We start from the raw sequence: 19,788 nt of genomic DNA, 5'->3' as shown, positions 1-19,788 counted from the left end.
CGAGGTGCTTTTAATGAAGCTGCGCAAAGACCTGGTCGAAGCCTGTCTTCGAACGCAGGAAAGCCTCTTCCGACGATTGCGGAGCCCGATCGTCCTGTGGCATCAGAACTTCCTGCGCAACGATACCCGTATAGTCGATTTTTTGCAGACTGCGCATAAAGCCGCCCAAATCGATAACGCCCTCTCCTGGATACAAGCGGTCATGGTCCAATACTTCCTCAATCGGCATTTCCTTGGCATCGTTAAGATGAACATAGGCGATTTGATTGCTCGACAATCGTTCCAGATCCGCTGTGGTCAAACCGTTTGTATGCCAGTGATAAGAATCCAGCAATAAGCCGACGTTATTTCTATCAATCGCATCAATGAACGCCAACGTATCCTCCAACGTATGAATGAACGGGTAGCGGAAAGCCGACCGCCAATGATGCGGACCAACGAATTCAAGGGCCAACTTCAGACCATGCGCGCCAACGATATCAGCGCATTGCCGCAACCGGCCAACGGCTCGAACGGCCAGCACAGCAGGAGAATTGTCCGTTGACGGCAATATATACGTGCAGCAGACATCCCCGCCGAGCAAAGCTGCCGCCTTAGCACGACGCTCCAACGAAGCAAGCCCTTCCTGAAACTCTTCTTCGCCGTTTCTCCAATCCAAGCCCAGGTCGATAGCCCCCATCGTCATTTTGTGGGTACGCAGCAGTTCCTTGGCTGCTTCCAGTCCTTCAGCTTCGATCAAGCTTGCAGCATCAAGCTCCACGGCCTGGAAACCATTCTTCGAAGCCTGCTCCAGCAACTGCTTATCGTCGCCAACCATGTTTAGTCCGGCTCGTGTTAATCCTCTCAGCATCGTATTCGTCTCCTCCTTGCGTAATAAGTATGTTATTAGGACCAATCAAATAACACGCCGTAGTAATGCTCTTTGTCATTCCTTAATCCTTCGTAAGCGGCACCCGCTTCCTCCGGCTTCAAAACATGGCTGATCAGCGGTTCAACGAGCAACTTGTTCTCGGCCATCAATCTAAATACGATCTGCGAATTACGTACGAGCGAATGCTTTACAAATCCGTTCTTCTCGACCGGATAACGCCATTCATGCGCACCCTTAAAGGTAATGCTGCCATAATTCATCAAATGGACGTAATTGAGTATTTCGGTAACATTGGTCTGGTATTCACCACGCGGGCTGCCCAAAAAAATCAGTTCTCCGAACTTGGCGATTAGAGGCAGATTATCAACGGCCGCTTTCGGCACCCCCGTCGCTTCGATCAAGGTCGATACGCCTTCGCCGCCGGTCAGCTTCATAATCTCCTCCCGGACGTTGGCGTGTCCGGCATGCAAGGCCGCGCTAATCGCCGTCTTCTCTGCCATGATCAGCCGCTGCTCGGACAAATCGATTCCGAAGACATTGGCACCCTGAAGCTTAGCCAACTGCGAAGCCATATTGCCGATCAATCCCAGACCTGTAACAGCAACGTGATCGCCTAATTCGATTTGCGATATCCGTGTCGAAGTGAAGGCTACCGTTGCCATCCGCGTAAACGGAACCCAGGAAAGCGGAATATTCTGTGGCGCTTTCATAAACATGCCCTCGGTAGAAACGATTTGATAAGCCGAATGATCGCCGTAATGGAATACGATGTCGCCCGCGTTAAATTCAGTGACGCCGTTGCCAACTTCGATAATTTCACTCACCGCAGCATATCCGGGCACGCCCGGCATTCCGAACCATCCCTCATTGCCGGAAAGGCAGGCGAGTTCCGTTCCTGGGCTGATCAACGTATATATCTTTTTCACTAACGCGTCATGTTCACCGATGGTGGAAACGGACAAGCTTGTATTCTGAACCTCAACCTGCCATGGCGCCGTAAATACGATTTGTTTATTCTGCATGGAAATGATGATCCTCCTCTTTACCCTTCCTTGCGGATTGCCGAGTTGGCGGCGAAAAACTGGCTTGGCGTAATGCCAACCGTCGCTTTAAAAGAGCGGCTGAACAAATGGATGCTGGAAAAGCCAACTTCTTCCGCGACGACCGTCATCGTTTTATGTCCATCCATCATCTTCGCTTTGGCCTGCTCGATCCGCACATGGGTTACATATTTTTGAATGGTGATTTGCAATTGCTCCTTGAACAAGAACGATAAATGATTCGTCGAGACACCGGCATGCTGACTGATCGTGGTATTATCCAGGCCTGCATCAGCATAATGTGCATGGATATAGCTAATCGCTTTCTCCAACACACCCCATCCTTTGGTAAGTTTGCCTTCCTGCTCGTTGCGGTCTACCTGTCCCTTGTGGAAAAAATAAAGAAGTTCCGTTGCAATCGCCTTGGTCCGAAGATCGCGGTTTTGCATTTCGTCGAGAAACACTTTTTGCATAAGCAAAAATCTCTTCTTTACTTCCATCCGGTCTGAAGTACGTAAATGAGCAACAGGGAATACATCAGCCAGCGCTTGCTCCCTTTCCGGGATTTGTCTGGTCTGCTCATCTATTAGGCCTGTTTCCTTCCAGCCGCTTCGCATATCATCGTAGTAAAGATCAAAGTGTATAATATATTGAATCAATGGGACCTCTGAAGTCGTGCGAATGATATGGGGAAGCATAGGGGGCATCAAAAAAAGATCGCCCTCTCTCGCCGCATACCTTACCCCATTTAATATAAATTCAGCTTCTCCTTGCTCGATATAGGTAAATACGTGATCAAAATCAATCCACTCGCCGGATAGTGAAGGCGATTTCACGATTTTGACGAATCTCACATAGGGAGAAATGGTGTTCATCCATGCTTCCATCATTCGTTCCTCCAAGCCGTTAGATTATACTTTCACTATAATCCATTCTCGCATCGAGCCCAACAACTCTATTTCCTTACCTGAATTTGAAGCCTCTGCTCCACAAACTCCCGGCATATTTCCAAGCTTCGGTACGGGGTATGTGTCGACTGGTCGATCTCGACGGTTAACCAGCCCTCGTATCCCATATCGTTCAACGCTTCGATAATGGGATCGAATTCGATTTTCCCCAACCCCAGCTCGCAAAATACAGGGACCTCTTTACCCGCAAGCATCGGAAAATCTTCGGCGACGGCACCGTCCTTCGTCATATCCTTCAAATGCACATAGGCGACCCTATCCTTGTAACGTCTGATTATCTCGGCGGGGTTCATCCCTGCTCCAGTCAGTTGAGCCGTATCCGGTGCGAGAAAAACAGCATCGGAATTACATAGCTCCATAATGGCATCCAGCTCATTCTCATCCTGCACTTCTGTCCATAAATGCGGATGAAGGCAAGCTTTGACACCAAGTTCAAGCGTTCGCTGCGCCGTCTCGGCAATCGTAACGGCGGCCACCTTTAGCTCCTCCAGACTGGTCGGCTTATGACGAGGCCCTCCCGGGCCAAGCACCAGATGATTCGCTCCGCATTGCACAAGCAATCGGGCCAGCCGTTCATTGTAATCTACAATCTCCCGGCGCTTGGACGAATCGGCAAACCGGCTGTCTCCCACTACACCTCCATATAGTCCGGAAAGCTCTAAATGATGCTGCGCCAGCAGTTCCTTGAATTGTGTAACATTCTGTTCATATTGAAGTGCAAAGGAAGGCCAAGGCTCTATCGCTCGATAACCGAGTCTGGAAGCGTCTTCAAGTGCTTGCAGATGGTTGTCGCCCCATGTGATGGCATGTACCGCTACCTTTCCTCTGAATGCGTTCATTCAGTTCACCCCCACAAAAAATAAAAAATCCGGATATAACCCGATTATAGGGGTTGTATCCGGATGAAATCTTTAGCTTAAACCATGACTTTTTGTCTAAAACACCGTATTTAGACGAACTCACTTAGATCCGGGACTTCTATCGTGCGACTGTTCATGAAGTCGGTAAGCAGTTGATCTCGAAGCTCATCGTAGCTATTCATGCCCTTGAGGTTCCCATCCGAGCGGATTTGTTGCGATAGCTTGGTGATATAAAGCGACTGTTCATAGCTATTATAGACTTCCTCACTGTTCCAAAATTCTTCCTCGCTTAAGCCTGTCATGAGAAGCCGCTGCTCCATGATGTAAAGAATCGCCTGATGATTCGGATCTGTCACATCAACAGCGCGTAGCATTGTTCTCTGTTGATCAAGCGCTTCGTGCACTTCATCTGGAGTGACTTCGATTCCTGACTGCTTCGCATGACTGGCCAATAAACGATCAGCGATCATCTCCTGCAATTGCTCATCGTCAGAAGGCTTTTCTTCCAGCTCATTCAAAGCCCAAATAAGCGCTTTATTGTTCTTGGCCATCACATATTCCTCGAGTGAAATTTGTACTTCCTCAGTATGGATAAGCCAAGTAGATTCTGCATGGTTCCGGATTTGCTCTTGCATCTTCCTGGTGGACTCGAAGGTATTGTCAATTAATTGCCTAGTCTCTTCAGTTAAATGTATGGCCTTCGGTATTGCAATATCGCCATTCGTAGCGCTAGCGGATTCAAGTTTCGTATCTGAGCATGCATTTAGCATCATAACAAGAGCTGTCAGAGCCAACATCATCATGATTCTAAGACGATCGTTCCTCTTTTTCATGCAATCCTCCTTGATGTAAGAGTCTTATATATTATTGACGTTTCTCGCATTCGATTGGTTACATTTTTCTTCCAACTAAGCTACAATAGGGTTGAATTTATCCAGGCTTATACCTAACGACGAAGGAGTGATCATGGATTATGCAATACACCGCTCTCGGTAAATCCGGTATGAAAGTAAGTCGCTTATGCTTAGGGACAATGAACTTCGGTCCTGCCACCGATGAGAAAGAAGCTTTCCGCATTATGGATGCCGCGCTCGACGCTGGCGTTAATTTTTTTGATACGGCTAACATTTACGGTTGGGGCGAGAACTCGGGACTGACCGAGACGATCATCGGCCGGTGGTTCAAGCAAGGCGGGGGCCGGCGGGAAAAAGTCGTTCTGGCTACCAAGTTCTACGGTTCCATGAGCGATCCGCTGGATGGCCCCAACAATGAAGCAGGCTTGTCCAGTTATAAGCTCCGACGCCATCTTGAGGCATCGCTCGCTCGCTTACAGACGGATCATATCGAACTGTACCAGATGCATCATAGCGATCTCTCCGTTACGTGGGACGAGCTGTGGGGAGCATTCGAGGTAGCCGTGCATCAAGGGAAAATCGGATATGTCGGGTCCAGCAACTTCGCAGGCTGGCAGATCGCGGTCGCTCAAGCTGCTGCGCAGCAGCGCCATTTTCTCGGCCTGGTGTCCGAGCAGCACAAATACAGCTTAACCTGCCGCTTGCCCGAACTCGAAGTGCTGCCTGCCTCGCAGAAGCTTGGACTCGGCGTCATTCCGTGGAGTCCGCTTGACGGCGGATTGCTTGGACGCAATGCGTTGAAGCAGATCGAAGGCACACGCAGCGGCGGCAATGCCAAGCGCGTAGAGCAGTTGCGCCCTCAATTGGAGCAGTTTGCCGCGCTGTGTCAAGAGCTTGGCGAGCCTCAGGACAATGTAGCGCTGGCATGGGTACTCCAGAATCCGGCTGTGACCGGTCCGATTATCGGGCCGCGCACCTTGGAGCAGTTCGAAAGCTCCCTGCGCGCTCTGGAGGTAGAACTGGACGAGTCCGCCATGAAACGGCTGGACGAAATCTTTCCAGGTCCCGGCGGCGTCGCTCCGCAAGCTTACGCCTGGTAGAATATCCGGTCCACCTATTAATAACAAGCGAGGAGCCACTGATCACAGTGGCTCCTCGTTTGTTATTTACGTATTGTAATCAGGAAAACTACAGTGTCGCGCGCTCCCGGCGGCTGAACGTCTTGCGCTTCTCGATCAGCACATTGACGGCATCAACGTAAGCTCGCGCGCTCGCCTCCAGGATATCCGTGCTCAATCCGCGCCCTTGTGCAGCCACATCGTTCTGTGACAGCACGACGTGCACTTCGCCTTGAGCATCCTTGCCATGCGTTACCGATTTGATCGAATAATCGGCCAACGTCACGTCCTCGCCCGTCACCTTGTCAATCGCGTTATAGATCGCATCAACGGAGCCGTTCCCCTCGGCTTCTTCCTCAATCGTCTGTTCGGCAGTGGCAATCCGGACACGCGCCGTAGGCGTTGCTTCATTGCCGTAAGTAACAAAGATGGTCTCCAACTTAAATACTTCAGGCGTATCGATGAGTTTCTCCTCCAGAATTGCCTGAATGTCCTCATCGGAGACTTCCTTCTTCTTGTCTGCCAACACTTTGAACTTGGCGAACGCCTCATTTACCTGCTCTTCATTCAATTCATAACCAAGATCAAGCAGCTTCTCACGGAACGCATGACGACCGGAGTGCTTGCCGAGCACCAGCTTGCTCTCCTTGAGCCCAATGGACTCCGGCGTCATAATCTCGTAAGTCGTCTTCTCCTTCAGCATGCCATCCTGATGAATACCGGATTCATGGGCGAATGCGTTCGCTCCAACGATGGCCTTATTCCCAGGAACGACCATCCCGGTCAGTTTGCTCACAAGACGGCTGGTCCGGGCAATTTCTGTAAGGACGAGTCCGGTCTTCGCACCGAAGAATTCAGCACGCGTCTCCAGTGCCATCGCAATCTCTTCGATTGCGGTGTTGCCGGCACGTTCGCCGATCCCATTGATGGTTCCCTCGATCTGATCGGCACCGCCCAGAATCGCAGCCAACGTATTCGCCGTTGCCATCCCAAGGTCGTTGTGACAGTGAGCACTGAGCTGGACCTTCTCGATATCCGGAACGCTCTCTTTCAAATATTTGAAGATCGCCCCGTACTCAGACGGATTCAAATATCCGACCGTATCCGGAATATTAACCACGCTTGCGCCTTCCCGCACCGCCATCGCTACGACTTCGGCCATGAAATCCAATTCTGTCCGGCCCGCATCCTCCAGGGAGAATTCTACCTTCGAGAAATACTTCTTCGCATAGCGGATGGAAGCTTGTGCGGTTTCAAGCACCTGTTGCTTCTCCATTCGCAGCTTGAACTGACGGTGGATCGGAGAAGTAGCAAGAAATACGTGAATGCACGGATCCTGTGCTCCTTGAAGCGCTTCACGTACCGCATCAATATCATTCTCGCGCGAACGGGAGAGTCCGATAACCGTTACGTCCTTAACGGCACGCGCTACAGCATTTACAGCAGCAAGGTCACCCGGTGACGCGGCTGGAAACCCCGCTTCCATGCGGTCGATTTTCAGCTTTTCGAGCTGAAGGGCGATCTCCACCTTTTCCCGAGTGTTCAAGTTAACGCCAGGTGATTGTTCCCCGTCCCTAAGCGTTGTATCAAAGACATAAATCTTTCGCATGTCGGCACCTCCTTGAAGTTTATCGCTTGACGTAAACATCCGGCGGCAGGTTCATTGATTAACCCTGCCGCCGGCTGCTTATATCCTTATGAATTCTATATATTCCTATTTCTTGATCCAATGCATCATTTCACGAAGTTCTGCACCCACAACTTCGATCGGATGCTCGGACTCATTGCGGCGAGTAGCAGTCAGGAATGCACGGCCGGATTGGTTCTCCAGAATAAAGTCGCGTGCGAATTTACCTTGTTGAATATCTGTAAGAACAGCTTTCATTGCTTTCTTCGTGTCTTCTGTAACGATACGAGGTCCTGTTACATAGTCACCATATTCAGCAGTGTTACTGATCGAATCGCGCATGCTTGCAAGTCCGCCTTCATAGATCATGTCTACGATCAGCTTCAGTTCATGCAGACACTCGAAGTATGCCATTTCTGGCGCATATCCAGCTTCTGTCAACGTTTCAAATCCAGCTTTCACCAATTCGGAAACACCACCGCACAATACAGCCTGCTCACCGAACAAGTCAGTTTCGGTTTCTTCGCGGAAGGTTGTCTCGATAACGCCTGCACGCGTACAGCCGATACCTCTTGCATAAGCGAGACCGATTTGTTTAGCTTGTCCAGTCGCATCCTTCTCGATCGCAATCAATCCAGGTACGCCGAAGCCTTCCACATAAGTACGACGAACCATGTGTCCCGGGGATTTAGGTGCTACGAGGAGAACATCGTTCTCTTTAGGAGCCACGATCTGGCCAAAATGAACGTTGAATCCGTGGGAGAACATCAGGGCTGCGCCTTTTTTCAGGTTAGGCTCGATGTCGTTCTTGTATACGGACGCTTGCGTCTCATCCGGCATCAGAATTTGCACAACGTCAGCGCGGCTAACCGCTTCTGCCACAGGAAGCACTTCGAATCCATCATTCTTGGCTTTATCGAAGGATTTACCTTCACGAAGCCCGATTACGACTTGAAGGCCGCTGTCGCGCAAGTTTTGCGCTTGGGCATGCCCTTGGCTCCCGTAACCGATTACCGCGATTGTCTTTCCTTGCAACACGCTGAGCTCTGCATCTTGTTCATAATAAGTTGTAACTGCCATTTGTATAAGTCCTCCTTTAATTTTAAAGACCCTTCATGATGAGCGGGTATTTCAACCGACCCTTGACCTAAGCATAGGTGATCCGCTGAAACACCCGCTCATCTTTGCAGGCGTCTGATCTTATGATGTGAAGCTTCGATCTTCAGATAAATTGTATAATTATCGTAACGCTAATTTACGCATTCCCGCGAATCATCGCCGTGACTCCGGTACGGGACAGCTCTTGTATGCCGTAAGGCTTAAGCAGCTCGATCATCGCGTCGATCTTGACCGTATCGCCTACGGCCTGCACCATCATATTGTTAGTGCCGATATCGACTACCGAAGCACGGAAGGTATCAACAACCCCCATGATTTCCGGTCTTGCCGACGGTTCTGCTTTGACTTTGATCAGTGCAAGCTCCCTTGCAACCATCGGTTTGGAACTGAGATTGATAACCTTGATGACGTCAATCAGCTTATAGAGTTGCTTCTCAATCTGCTCCAGCGTTGTGTCATCTCCGGTCGTTACGATGACCATCCGGGACAACCCGAATTCTTCGGATTGACCCACCGTAATGCTCTCAATGTTGAACCCTCTACGTCCGAACAATCCGGATACGCGCTGCAGGACACCCGGCTGGTCATTCACTAGTACGGCAATGCTATGTCTTGTACTCATCTTATGCATCCCCCATCAGCATTTGATCGATTGTCGACCCCTGCGTCACCATCGGATACACGTTCTCGCCTTTCTCAACGACGAACTCAACGAGCACCGGACCAGGCGTTTCCATCGCTTCCGCCCATGCGCTCCGAGCCTCCTCTTTCGTTGTGGCCCGAAGGCCCTTAACGCCGTAGGCTTCGGCAAGCTTCACGAAATCCGGGCTGCCGGCAAGGTCGATGTGACTATAACGGTTATCATAGATCAGTTCCTGCCATTGACGAACCATGCCTAACACCTGGTTGTTGATTACGACGATCTTAACCGGGATGTTGTTGATCGCGCATATTGCAAGCTCCTGTGAACACATCTGCATCCCGCCGTCTCCGTTAACCGAAATAACGAGCCGATCCGGATGAGCCATCTGGGCACCGATCGCTGACGGGAATCCGAAGCCCATCGTACCGAGCCCCCCTGAAGTGATCCAAGAACGCGGTTGATTGAACTTATAGTACTGGGCTGCCCACATCTGATGCTGACCAACATCTGTAGTGACAATCGCTTCGCCCTTCGTCGTTTCATTCAAATGTTCGATAACCCATTGCGGCTTCAGCACCGTATCCGAATCCACGTAGCGGAATGGGTATTCTTCTTTCCAGCGACTGACCTGATCTCTCCACGCATCTGCTTTTGCTGCATAAGGCGCAATCGGATTCAGCATTTCAAACACGGTCTTCACGTCGCCCACAATCGGAATATCGGTTGGTACGTTCTTGCCAATCTCAGCCGGGTCGATATCGATATGCACAATTTTGGCGTGCGGGGCAAATCCGTTCAGCTTCCCGGTCACTCGATCATCGAATCTGGCTCCGATGTTAATCAGCAAATCGGATTGCTGGATGCCGTGGTTCGATGTGTACGTTCCGTGCATGCCAGGCATCCCGGTCCATAAGTCATGCCCGCTTGGGAAAGCGCCGAGACCAAGCAGAGTGGTCGTAATCGGAATTCCCGTCTTATTCACGAACTCAAGCAGTCCTTCATGTGCACCGGAGTAGATGACGCCGCCCCCTGCAAGAATCATCGGACGCTCTGCATCCTCGATCGCGCGGGCCAGCTTATCCAGTTGAAGTTTATTGGGCACCGTTCGCGGATTATAGCCGCGAAGCTGAATCCGATCCTCCGGTTGGAACAAGCAGGTGGCTGCCGATACATCCTTCGGAATATCGATCAATACCGGTCCTTTGCGTCCTGTTGATGCAATATGGAAAGCCTCGTGAATGATACGCGGCAGGTCCTTAACGTCTCTTACCAAGTAACTGTGTTTCGTGATTGGCATCGTGATGCCAGTGATGTCCGCTTCCTGGAAAGCATCCGTACCGATCAAGGTTGTCGCAACGTTACCGGTAATTACAACCATTGGCACCGAGTCCATATAAGCCGTCGCTATGCCCGTTACGAGGTTCGTCGCCCCAGGTCCTGAGGTCGCGATACATACGCCAACCTTACCGCTTGCACGGGCGTATCCGTCAGCAGCGTGGATGGCGCCTTGCTCATGTCGGGTAAGCACATGGTTAAAGTCCTCAAAACCATACATCGCATCGTAGATATACAGGACGCTCCGCCTGGATATCCGAAGACGCATTCGACACCTTCGAGCAGAAGACTCCGAAGTAAGATTTCCGATCCGGTAATCACTTCGGGCTTCATCCATTTCTCTCGTAATTGTTCTGTAGACCGCACTTCTGGTGTTTGCGCGCTCATCAGTCATCCTCCTCTCAAAAATTGCCATTCTGGTTCACCATTCATCCAAGCAACAAAAAAACCTTCCGTCGCCACACCCGGATTATCTCCGTGTGAGGGACGAAAGGTTTAGCTTCCGTGGTACCACCCATGTTTGCCATATGCCTCGCAGCATATAGCCTCAGCAGGTATGAAGAACGCTGCACATAACACACGTGCCTCAATATCTGCAGTCCGTAACGTGGACTTATACGATTTCCCCTAATAGACGCTGTTACGACTTAATGCGGTAAAGTCATAGACTAGCACTTTTCAGGGAAACAGCTCCGAGGTGAGCTCGTATAAAAGGGGTAATGGTGGTGGTTTCAGCTGATCCATCCACTCTCTGAGCAAAAGAGCCCTTTAAACTTCGTCCTCATCATTGCCGATTGGATATGTTCGTTAAAATGTTTAGGAACATTATATGATTCATTCATTCCAGAAGTCAACACATTTATTTTACTTCCGATGAAAGGTTTTCATTCACAATCACCATAATTCCCCCATCAGCATGCCTCAAAACACCCTCTTACTCCCTATCACATATGATGGAGTGAGCGATTTCCCATTTGCGGTGAAGGGAGGTATAACAACGGTGATCCGCTATCGAAAACCGGGGCAGGATGACCCGATGATCCAGCAGTTGATTGAATCTCAACTCGTCCCGCTTTCCCATATGACCAAGAAGGAAATCGATGCGATCCGCAAGGATATTCCGGCTCGCCTTCGGCGCGGCGTCACGCTGGTCGCTTCTACACAAGACGAGAGAATTCTCGCCTTTATCCACTTCATGATGCATGGCGAGTTATTATATATTGATATGCTTGCGGTTGCATCCACAGCACAGCGAAAACGATGGGGCGTTCGTTTGATGGAACATGCCGAACGTTTCGCTGTATCACGCGGATGTAGACGTGCTAAGGTAATGGTTGATATCGGTAACCAGACCGGACTTGCTTTTTATCAGAAACTTGGGTATACCATAACGCGCATCATTTCACCAAGTCAATGCTACGAATTAGAGAAGGCATGGAACCCTTAATCACCAGAAAAATCCGCCTCCGAAGCCCGGACCATAACCAGGTCCGAACCCACCATAACCATAGCCAGGTCCAGGCCCATAACCGCCAGGGTATCCGCTGGATAGCCCCCGTAACCGCCATAGCCGCCACCAAATGCGTTTGGTGCCGTACCTATAGCGAGCAGATCAAACAGGGCAAGCGGCAGAATCGCCTTAACCTGTACTTTCTTGTTAGTCTTCGGCTCCACATACAGTCGGTTGCCACTGACACGGATCAATTTGCCTGTTACGGAGCTTCCGTCTTTCTTATACGCCACAATCTCTTTGCCCACATATGATTTCACTTTCGCCTTGCTGACAGGCTTGTGCATAAGTTTCCCTCCTCAGGTAATGTACCGTTTAGTCTATTCCCGGGAGTATGGCCTTGCTTGTTTTATCGCCCGCAAGCATATAAAAAAAACCGCCGAGGTTATCGGCGGTTTCTTCGATTACGCGTATAATTAAGCGTTCACTTTTTCTTTAGCTACAGTTGCCAAAGAGTTGAACGCGTTCAGATCATTTACAGCCAGATCAGCCAGCATTTTACGGTTAATGTCCACGCCAGCAAGCTTCAGACCATGCATCAATTTGCTGTAGGAAAGACCGTTCAGACGAGCTGCCGCATTAATACGAACGATCCACAATTTGCGGAAATTACGTTTCGTAGTACGACGATCCCGGTATGCATAAACGAGGGATTTCATAACCTGCTCGTTAGCTGTTTTAAAAATGCGGTGTTTCGAACCAAAATAACCTTTCGCAAGCTTCAATACTTTTTTATGTCGACGACGAACGACAAATCCGCCTTTAACTCGTGCCATATCAAAAGACCTCCCAATAATTGTTGTTTACTATTTCAAGTTAGCCAAACCTTGCTTCAGACGCTTAACATCCCCAGGAGCCATAACAGGGCTGTTCGACAATACGCGCTTCGCACGCTTGGATTTGTGGGAAAGCAAATGGTTTTTGTATGCTTTGTAGCGTTTTACTTTACCAGTACCGGTGATTTTGAAGCGGCCTTTAAGGCTGCTGTGTGTTTTCATTTTAGGCATTGTAGTAACTTCCTCCTCTAATTTCTCTTAGGCTTTAGGAGCCAAAATCATAATCATGCTACGGCCTTCGAGCTTCGGTTGACGCTCGATGACGCAAAGATCCGCGACCTCTGTTTTCACACGCTCCAGGATCTTCTGGCCAATGTTCGCATGGGTGATTTCACGACCGCGGAAACGCACGGAGCATTTCACTTTATCGCCGTCTTTCAGAAACTTAACCACATTGCGAAGCTTGGTTTGATAGTCATGCTCCTCAATGTTCGCGCGGAACCAAACTTCCTTGATGTCCACGATCTTCTGGTTCTTACGTGCTTCCTTCTCTTTCTTCTGCTGCTCATAGCGGAATTTACCGTAGTCCATGATGCGACAGACCGGCGGCTTCGCCTGAGGGGCTACGTTCACCAGATCCAGATTGAGATCAATCGCCATCTGCAGTGCTTCACGAATCGGCTTAATCCCGATTTGTTCACCTTCAGCGCCAACCAAACGTACTTCCCTGGCCCGAATCTCGTCATTGATCATATGTTCCTTACTGATAGTCCTCCACCTCCAGATTACTTGTAATTCCTGTTTGCAAAAAAATAAAGGGACAACGGATCGTTCACCGTCATCCCTATTTGATACTCATCTCACAAATGAAATTGAATCCATTCATTGATTTCGTGATCAAACCAGCCAACGCATGTCGGTCAGGTGAGAAGCGGCGCTTCTACTTGCAATCAGATATTCTGTTTAACAGACTAGGACAGTATATCAAGTATACCGTCCCATGTCAACAGCTATTTACTTTTATTTGATTAGCCTTGTTTGCTCTGAACCTCTTCCAATCGGACAACCCGGGTATGTTCCGTATGACTCCACTGCTTATTGTTCTGCGTGAAGAAGGCGTATACCGTGATCGGGTACCACGACAGGAGATAGATTGGGAACAGCACAAGGTACAAGTATACTTTTTTGTATTTCACTTTCTCCAGTGCCATGGCGATCATAAACGTGAAGATGTTGGCGGCTATCGCGGTGAAGCTGAGCCACAACGGCAGGTAGCCATACAAATTCGCGATGTTCGGTCCATTGAAGAAGGAACTGTCGATCCACAGAACCGCGGTCAACAAGAATGTCAGCAGCACGATGTAGACGTTGACGCCATACAGTGCCAGATCCAGCTTCACGATGCTGCGTTCTTTAATGGCACGCCACAGCAATGGGAAGAAATATCGACGAGCAACGGTAAAGTGCCCTTGCATCCACCGCAGTCGTTGTCTGGCAGAAGCTTGAACGTCAGCGGTTTCTCATCGAATACCTTGGCGTTATAGTTGAATTTCGGATACACTCCGCGCATAACGCTGCGCATCGTGAACTCCAAGTCCTCGACGAGACTCGTAGCTCCCCACCCCATCTCTTTCAAGAGATTGGTCTCGAAGCACATTCCTGTTCCGCCAAGAAAGTTGGCCATGTTCAGGTTGTTGCGAGACAACTGCCATAGACGGTTAATGTACCAGTAGGATACGCCGTAAGAAGCAGTGATCCAGGAATCCTCCGGATTCTTGGTATCGATATATCCTTGGATAACCTTCGCTCCAGAGCAGAGATCGTTGTTCATCTCGACCAGGAAGTCCGGATCGGCGAGATTATCTGCGTCAAACATCACGATCGCATCGAACTGGCGCGGCAGCGCCCAAAGTTCCTTGAGCATCCATTCGATGGCGTAGCCCTTGCCTCGCAGATTCTGATTCGTACGCACGCAGCGTTCATCCCATGGGCACGGACGATCTCCGCTGTACGGTCTGTACAGTTGTCGCAGATGACAAATACTTCGTACAGATGCTTCGGATAATTCAGTTGCTTCAGGTTCTCCATTAAGGCTCCGACAACCTGTTCTTCGTTATGTGCAGCGACGAGCACTGCAAAAGATTTATTCGGTGCATGGTGTTCTTTCTTTTTTCTCTTAATCAGTCCAAACAAAGAGAATACGAACTGGTACACACCCACCGCGGCCAATAACACCTGGAGCGCGATAAAGATGGCGTCTGTCATGATTCTCCGTTACCCCCTTTTTAATAACCCGAGAATGTGTTGTGTGTTTATTTCTCTCTAATTTTTGATGTTGATGCATGACCCTGTAACTTGTGTAACGGTCTACAATAGCCTCGGTGCCGCGGGGCTGTTCGCACGTCATACACGATTTTCCACACTTTTGAATCTTTTGTCAAAACCGTGGAAAGCTCTAATTTACGGAAAAACTTCGTAAAAGAGCTCAGCTTCTGCTAAGTTTGCCAGCAAGCTTCGTTTCAAACGGCTATAGATCTTATTTTCATCTGTTTTCTTACTTTTTATTTCTTTGGCCGCCCATTTTTTTCTTCGACGATCCTCCGTCAAATGAATAAACGGTACAGGCATCCAAAAAGTTTTGGTTTAAACACTCTCTCTCTAAATAAACTTTTTGGCGACTGTTTGAATCATTGTAGCGACAACTTAAGGTCAAGTCAAAAGACTGCGGGCCCTGATTTTCTACATAATCCGCGCTGCTAACGAGCCCCTTAAGTAGTATTTCCCGTCCGTTTGCTTGCCGTTGTCGCGCATTGCTTCCAGGACCAAAGTCCCTTGTTTTTGATCCGCAAACCGTTGATTTCTTTTCCCGAAGCCGATATGTTAAAGTTAAAGAATAAAGCTGCAGAACGGGTGAACATTAGTGGCTAAAAAAAGAGTCCTGCTCTTATCGGAAGGCTTTGGTGCAGGCCATACACAGGCTGCTCACGCACTCTCCAGCAGTCTGCGTCAATTATCGCCTAACATACAGACCAAAGTGCTAGAGCTCGGGAGTTTCTTGAATCCCAAAATCGCTCCGATGATCATATCAGCCTATCGCAAAACCATTACAACCAGACCAAGGCTGGTCGGCTATATGTACCGACATCAGAAATCGTTCAACCGATTCACGGCACTGGCACTGCACCGCATGTTCTATACAAGCACGAAGAATGTGGTCCGCCAGCTTCGTCCCGATATTATCGTCTGTACCCATTTCATACCAAGCGCCGTCATCTCGCGATTAAAACGGCTAGGCACCAATGTGCCTCTGTGTACCGTTATTACCGATTACGATGCTCATGATACATGGATTAGCCCTGAGGTCGACCGTTATTTCGTATCCACCCCGGAAGTGAAGCGCAAACTGCTGAACCGCGGGGTATCCCAGGCTAAAATCCAAGTGACCGGTATTCCGATCCATCCCGACTTCTGGACACACCCGGGCAAGAACGAAATCAGGGAACGGTTCGGTTTGACCGAAATGCCGACCGTACTGGTCATGGGCGGTGGATGGGGCATCATGAATGACGAAGTCGTACATGACTACCTGACAAGATGGCGAAAGGATGTACAGATCATTTTCTGCCTGGGCCATAACGAGGAAGCGCGTGAAGCCATGGAACAAAACCCGCGTTTCCAGCACAAACATATTCATATTCTGGGGTTTACGCGCGAGATCGATAAGCTGATGGAGGTATCCGACCTACTGGTCACCAAGCCAGGCGGCATGACCTGTACGGAAGGGTTGGCCAAAGGAATCCCGATGTTATTCCATCAACGCTTCCGGGACAGGAAGAAGAGAATTGCCAATACTTCACAGCACAAGGACTTGGCGAGCTATCCATTCTTTGGAAGTTATCGGTAGCTGGATGAACAAGCTGCTCCATCGTTATGAGCAGATTCAGGAACAACGATTGCGGAATTTGGAGAATATTGAGAGATTTCATCCGATGCAAAGCGCACGGAGCATCATGGAAATGCTGGAAAACGAAAAGGTGTACTCCTCATGATGGAGTACACCTTTTTTGACGCGTTTCTTCTATTATAATAGTTGTAAACGCTATCATAGAGTAAGGACCCTGTTCATAGTCTTAATTGCCGTATTTCTCAAGCCGATCTTTGCTATATTCTTCTAGCGCCTGCTTACCAAGCATAACCTCACAGCGATGGATCTGCATGCCCTGACCGACGAACTTCGTCTCATATTCTGTCATGACATGCTCTTCATTGAGCCCATCCCGGTGCAAATCGAGCGAAATGTTCGTCATCTGCAAACCATAGTCTGCGAACGAATTCAGAGAGAATTCGAACAACGTCACCGAGTCGGTCTTCAGATGAATTTGGCCTCGCTCATTAAGAATCTGTGTATATTTGTTCAGAAAGCGAGGATGCGTGAGCCTGCGACGAGCATGCTTGGCTTTCGGCCATGGATCACTGAAATTCAGATAGATCCGCTCAATTTCGCCTGGAGCAAATACCTGCTCCGCATTCTCAATATTAAACAAGGCCAGCTTCAGGTTCGGCGGCGTCTCGACTTCTTCTTCCGACCAAGCCAGACGTCCCTTCTCGCTCGCACGGCGAATCAGTTCGTCATACATATCAACGCCGATAAAGTTGACCTGCTGGTGCTTATAACTCATCTGACTGATAAATTGACCTTTGCCCATACCGAATTCCACATGAATCGGAAGATCATTGCCGAACAGTTCGGCCCACTTCCCTCTATATTGACCGGGGTCCAAAACGACCAGGTCTTCCTGTTGCTCCAGATTTTCCCGTATACCTTTTCTCCCGCGTAAACGCATGACATACCTCCACAGCACTTTTCCAATAAATTTAGAATAATCTTAGGATACTGCATTATTGTGACGAAGTTCGACGTAAATGTAAAGAGCAGCCATAGAAAAAGGAACCTGATTCTCTGCTCCAGCGCAAAGAATGAGGTTCCCCTCTCTTATATTTGGAATTGGGGTTCCGCGATGGTTAAACTGAGAACATTCTACCTTTCGTCCGGCGTAAAATCAAACGTCTTCTCAAAGGCGGCCCGAATCTTGCGACGTGCCGAAGCCTTCACGTCCCGATTGGAGTTGAACTCCACGCCGGTCAGTGCTAATGCTTCGTTCGGGGTAAGCTCCACAGCGATTTTGTCTCTTCCTTCATTGTTAACTGTCGATGAATTCATTCGTCATCACCTCACGGTTTTATTGTATCCATGACGTCACACAAATATGAATTCTATCCGTTATTTACCCATACCAAAATTGGTTGAAACCAATCTTTATTTATCTACTTTAAATATACCAAATAACGTGTGCTCCGTTCAAGTAACAACGCTGTAAATAGGCAGTAAGACCCCCCTATGACGAAATAGGGTTGTTTTTGTTACAATAATGGTATCGGACGGCTTAAGCAAATTGCAGATAAAAACGGTATACTTTGAATTACGCAGCTAAACCGTTATAAAGGAGAACACATGAACACACCAATTATTCCGGTACCGCAGCTATGGGGCGATAAACGATTTCATACATGGAATTATGAAATGCGCGAACAGTTCCAGAACAAGGTGTTTAAGGTCATGCTGGACGCCGGGTTCACTTGTCCCAATCGCGACGGCACCATTGCCAAAGGCGGGTGTACATTCTGCAGCGCTCGCGGCTCAGGCGATTTTGCCGGACGCAGACGAGACGATCTCGTCACGCAGTTCAATACGATTCGTGACCGACAGCATCAAAAGTGGCCCAACGCCCAGTACATCGGGTATTTCCAGGCATATACCAACACCTATGCACCCGTTGAGGAGCTGCGGGAATATTACGAAGTCATCCTGCAGCAACCGGGCGTGGTCGGCCTATCGATTGCCACCCGTCCAGACTGCCTGCCCGATGATGTTGTGGAATATTTAGCCGAACTGAACGAGCGAACCTACCTCTGGGTCGAGATGGGGCTTCAGACCATACATGACTCGACCTCTGAACTGATCAACCGCGCCCATGACACCGAATGCTATCTTGAAGCGGTTGAGAAGCTGCGCAAGCATAACATTCGGGTCTGCACCCATGTCATTTACGGCCTGCCGCAAGAAGATCGTGACATGATGCTGGCGACGGGCAAAGCCGTTGCCCAAATGGATGTGCAGGGCGTCAAGATCCACCTGCTTCACCTGATGCGCAAAACGCCAATGGTGAAACAGTACGAAGCCGGACTGCTTCGCTTCCTGGAACAAGACGAATACATAAGGCTCATCGTGGATAGTCTGGAATTCCTCCCGCCTGACATGATCGTTCACCGGTTAACCGGAGATGCCCCGCGCGATCTCTTAATCGGTCCGATGTGGAGTCTGCGGAAATGGGAAGTGCTCAACGGCATCGATGCGAGTTAAAGCGGCGGGATACGTGGCAAGGTAAACTGTGGGGGGTGTCCTGATGGGTTTCCTTTCGGTACTTAGCTTTGCACATAAGCTAATTATGGACAGAGTACATCCCGGTGATATCGCGATTGACGCAACCGCCGGCACAGGGGCTGACACCTTGCTGCTTGCCCAGCGTGCCGGCCGATCGGGCCAAGTATATGCGCTGGATATTCAAGATGAGGCGCTGCGACTTACTCAAGAGCGCTTGGACCGAGCTTCATTAACGAATCTCGCCCAAGTGTCGCTGCTGCTCGGCAGCCACGCCGACATGAAGACGCTAATACCAGAGCATGAACACGGCCAGGTGAGCGCGGTTATGTTCAATCTCGGTTATCTGCCCGCAGATATCGCGGATAAGCGAGTCATTACCGAAACAGACAGCACGCTGATTGCACTCGAAACAGCCATTGGCTTGCTTCGTCCCGGGGGCGTTGTTACGATTGTTCTCTACCCGGGGCACGCAGGTGGCGAGCGCGAAGCGGCCGCTGTTGAATCATGGACTGCGAGTCTGCCATCATCCTCGGTTCAAACCGTGATGTACCGCGGACTCCAGCGTTCCGAAGCACCTTATCTAATCGCAATCGAACGAAAAAAAACGTAGTGAAAGGCAGTTGAA

The 19,788-nt window shown here is 49.5% G+C and carries 16 protein-coding genes, 5 pseudogenes and 1 other annotated feature; of the genes and pseudogenes, 5 read left to right on the top strand and 16 right to left on the bottom strand.

Annotation, left to right across the window (positions count from 1 at the left end):
* Positions 1 to 10: 10 nt before the first annotated feature.
* The 5 genes from JCM10914_RS07600 to JCM10914_RS07580 form a co-directional block, all read right to left on the bottom strand.
* Positions 11 to 850 carry a sugar phosphate isomerase/epimerase gene (locus tag JCM10914_RS07600; RefSeq protein ID WP_023959229.1) on the bottom strand — a complete coding sequence of 280 codons (840 nt, stop codon included), beginning with the start codon at positions 848 to 850 and terminating at the stop codon, positions 11 to 13.
* A gap of 35 nt (positions 851 to 885) precedes the next feature.
* A complete protein-coding gene (locus JCM10914_RS07595) occupies positions 886 to 1,893 on the bottom strand; it encodes a zinc-binding alcohol dehydrogenase (protein ID WP_023959227.1) in 1,008 nt (335 codons plus the stop codon).
* Between the two features lie 20 nt (positions 1,894 to 1,913).
* A complete protein-coding gene (locus JCM10914_RS07590; protein WP_023959225.1) occupies positions 1,914 to 2,801 on the bottom strand; it encodes an AraC family transcriptional regulator in 888 nt (295 codons plus the stop codon).
* Positions 2,802 to 2,866: 65 nt separating this feature from the next.
* Positions 2,867 to 3,718 (bottom strand): sugar phosphate isomerase/epimerase, encoded by an 852-nt coding sequence (locus tag JCM10914_RS07585; RefSeq protein WP_023959223.1) that lies wholly within the window; start codon positions 3,716 to 3,718, stop codon positions 2,867 to 2,869.
* A gap of 110 nt (positions 3,719 to 3,828) precedes the next feature.
* Positions 3,829 to 4,572 carry a hypothetical protein gene (locus JCM10914_RS07580; RefSeq protein ID WP_036717336.1) on the bottom strand — a complete coding sequence of 248 codons (744 nt, stop codon included), beginning with the start codon at positions 4,570 to 4,572 and terminating at the stop codon, positions 3,829 to 3,831.
* Between the two features lie 140 nt (positions 4,573 to 4,712).
* On the opposite strand from JCM10914_RS07580, the gene JCM10914_RS07575 reads away from it, so the two are divergent.
* Positions 4,713 to 5,693: an aldo/keto reductase gene (locus tag JCM10914_RS07575; RefSeq protein ID WP_023959217.1), complete on the top strand. Its 981-nt coding sequence runs from the start codon at positions 4,713 to 4,715 to the stop codon at positions 5,691 to 5,693.
* An 88-nt stretch (positions 5,694 to 5,781) separates the two neighbouring features.
* On the opposite strand, the gene JCM10914_RS07570 is transcribed toward JCM10914_RS07575, so the two are convergent.
* The 4 genes and pseudogenes from JCM10914_RS07570 to ilvB form a co-directional block, all read right to left on the bottom strand.
* Positions 5,782 to 7,320 carry a 2-isopropylmalate synthase gene (locus JCM10914_RS07570; RefSeq protein WP_023959215.1) on the bottom strand — a complete coding sequence of 513 codons (1,539 nt, stop codon included), beginning with the start codon at positions 7,318 to 7,320 and terminating at the stop codon, positions 5,782 to 5,784.
* Between the two features lie 105 nt (positions 7,321 to 7,425).
* Positions 7,426 to 8,418: a ketol-acid reductoisomerase gene (gene ilvC, locus JCM10914_RS07565; protein ID WP_023959213.1), complete on the bottom strand. Its 993-nt coding sequence runs from the start codon at positions 8,416 to 8,418 to the stop codon at positions 7,426 to 7,428.
* A 175-nt stretch (positions 8,419 to 8,593) separates the two neighbouring features.
* Positions 8,594 to 9,079, bottom strand: a complete 486-nt coding sequence (gene ilvN / locus JCM10914_RS07560; protein ID WP_023959211.1) for an acetolactate synthase small subunit — start codon at positions 9,077 to 9,079, stop codon at positions 8,594 to 8,596.
* Position 9,080: 1 nt separating this feature from the next.
* Positions 9,081 to 10,822 (bottom strand): annotated as a pseudogene (ilvB, locus tag JCM10914_RS07555) (biosynthetic-type acetolactate synthase large subunit).
* A 613-nt stretch (positions 10,823 to 11,435) separates the two neighbouring features.
* Between ilvB and JCM10914_RS07550 the strand changes: the two are divergent.
* Positions 11,436 to 11,882 carry an N-acetyltransferase gene (locus tag JCM10914_RS07550; protein ID WP_023959205.1) on the top strand — a complete coding sequence of 149 codons (447 nt, stop codon included), beginning with the start codon at positions 11,436 to 11,438 and terminating at the stop codon, positions 11,880 to 11,882.
* Here the strand turns inward: JCM10914_RS07550 and JCM10914_RS07545 are convergent.
* The 5 genes and pseudogenes from JCM10914_RS07545 to JCM10914_RS07525 form a co-directional block, all read right to left on the bottom strand.
* Positions 11,883 to 12,232, bottom strand: a pseudogene (locus JCM10914_RS07545) (hypothetical protein). It lies immediately after the preceding gene.
* Positions 12,233 to 12,361: 129 nt separating this feature from the next.
* Positions 12,362 to 12,721 (bottom strand): 50S ribosomal protein L20, encoded by a 360-nt coding sequence (gene rplT, locus JCM10914_RS07540; RefSeq protein ID WP_023959201.1) that lies wholly within the window; start codon positions 12,719 to 12,721, stop codon positions 12,362 to 12,364.
* A gap of 30 nt (positions 12,722 to 12,751) precedes the next feature.
* The gene (rpmI, locus tag JCM10914_RS07535; protein WP_007127239.1) at positions 12,752 to 12,952 is read right to left on the bottom strand and encodes a 50S ribosomal protein L35; all 201 of its coding nucleotides are present in this window, start codon (positions 12,950 to 12,952) and stop codon (positions 12,752 to 12,754) included.
* Positions 12,953 to 12,979: 27 nt separating this feature from the next.
* Complete coding sequence (infC, locus tag JCM10914_RS07530; protein ID WP_023959199.1) at positions 12,980 to 13,474, bottom strand: translation initiation factor IF-3; 495 nt, start codon at positions 13,472 to 13,474, stop codon at positions 12,980 to 12,982.
* Between the two features lie 50 nt (positions 13,475 to 13,524).
* Positions 13,525 to 13,673, bottom strand: a sequence feature (ribosomal protein L20 leader region).
* Between the two features lie 76 nt (positions 13,674 to 13,749).
* A pseudogene (locus tag JCM10914_RS07525) lies at positions 13,750 to 14,986 on the bottom strand (glycosyltransferase family 2 protein).
* A 655-nt stretch (positions 14,987 to 15,641) separates the two neighbouring features.
* On the opposite strand from JCM10914_RS07525, the pseudogene JCM10914_RS07520 reads away from it, so the two are divergent.
* A pseudogene (locus tag JCM10914_RS07520) lies at positions 15,642 to 16,770 on the top strand (glycosyltransferase).
* A gap of 81 nt (positions 16,771 to 16,851) precedes the next feature.
* On the opposite strand, the gene trmB reads toward JCM10914_RS07520, so the two are convergent.
* The gene (trmB, locus tag JCM10914_RS07515; RefSeq protein ID WP_023959188.1) at positions 16,852 to 17,565 is read right to left on the bottom strand and encodes a tRNA (guanosine(46)-N7)-methyltransferase TrmB; all 714 of its coding nucleotides are present in this window, start codon (positions 17,563 to 17,565) and stop codon (positions 16,852 to 16,854) included.
* Positions 17,566 to 17,759: 194 nt separating this feature from the next.
* Positions 17,760 to 17,942 carry a hypothetical protein gene (locus tag JCM10914_RS07510; RefSeq protein WP_023959186.1) on the bottom strand — a complete coding sequence of 61 codons (183 nt, stop codon included), beginning with the start codon at positions 17,940 to 17,942 and terminating at the stop codon, positions 17,760 to 17,762.
* A 291-nt stretch (positions 17,943 to 18,233) separates the two neighbouring features.
* Here JCM10914_RS07510 and JCM10914_RS07505 point away from each other — a divergent pair.
* Positions 18,234 to 19,186, top strand: a pseudogene (locus JCM10914_RS07505) (TIGR01212 family radical SAM protein).
* Positions 19,186 to 19,773, top strand: coding sequence for a class I SAM-dependent methyltransferase (locus JCM10914_RS07500; RefSeq protein ID WP_023959182.1), 588 nt, complete (start codon positions 19,186 to 19,188; stop codon positions 19,771 to 19,773). The pseudogene JCM10914_RS07505 and the gene JCM10914_RS07500 overlap by 1 nt, the downstream one beginning before the upstream one ends.
* The last annotated feature ends 15 nt before the right edge of the window (positions 19,774 to 19,788 follow it).

The organism is Paenibacillus sp. JCM 10914 (genome assembly GCF_001315105.1).
GTDB lineage: Bacteria > Bacillota > Bacilli > Paenibacillales > Paenibacillaceae > Paenibacillus_AQ.
Note: the sequence above shows the minus strand (reverse complement) of the source record. Positions and strands in the feature narration are given on the sequence as shown.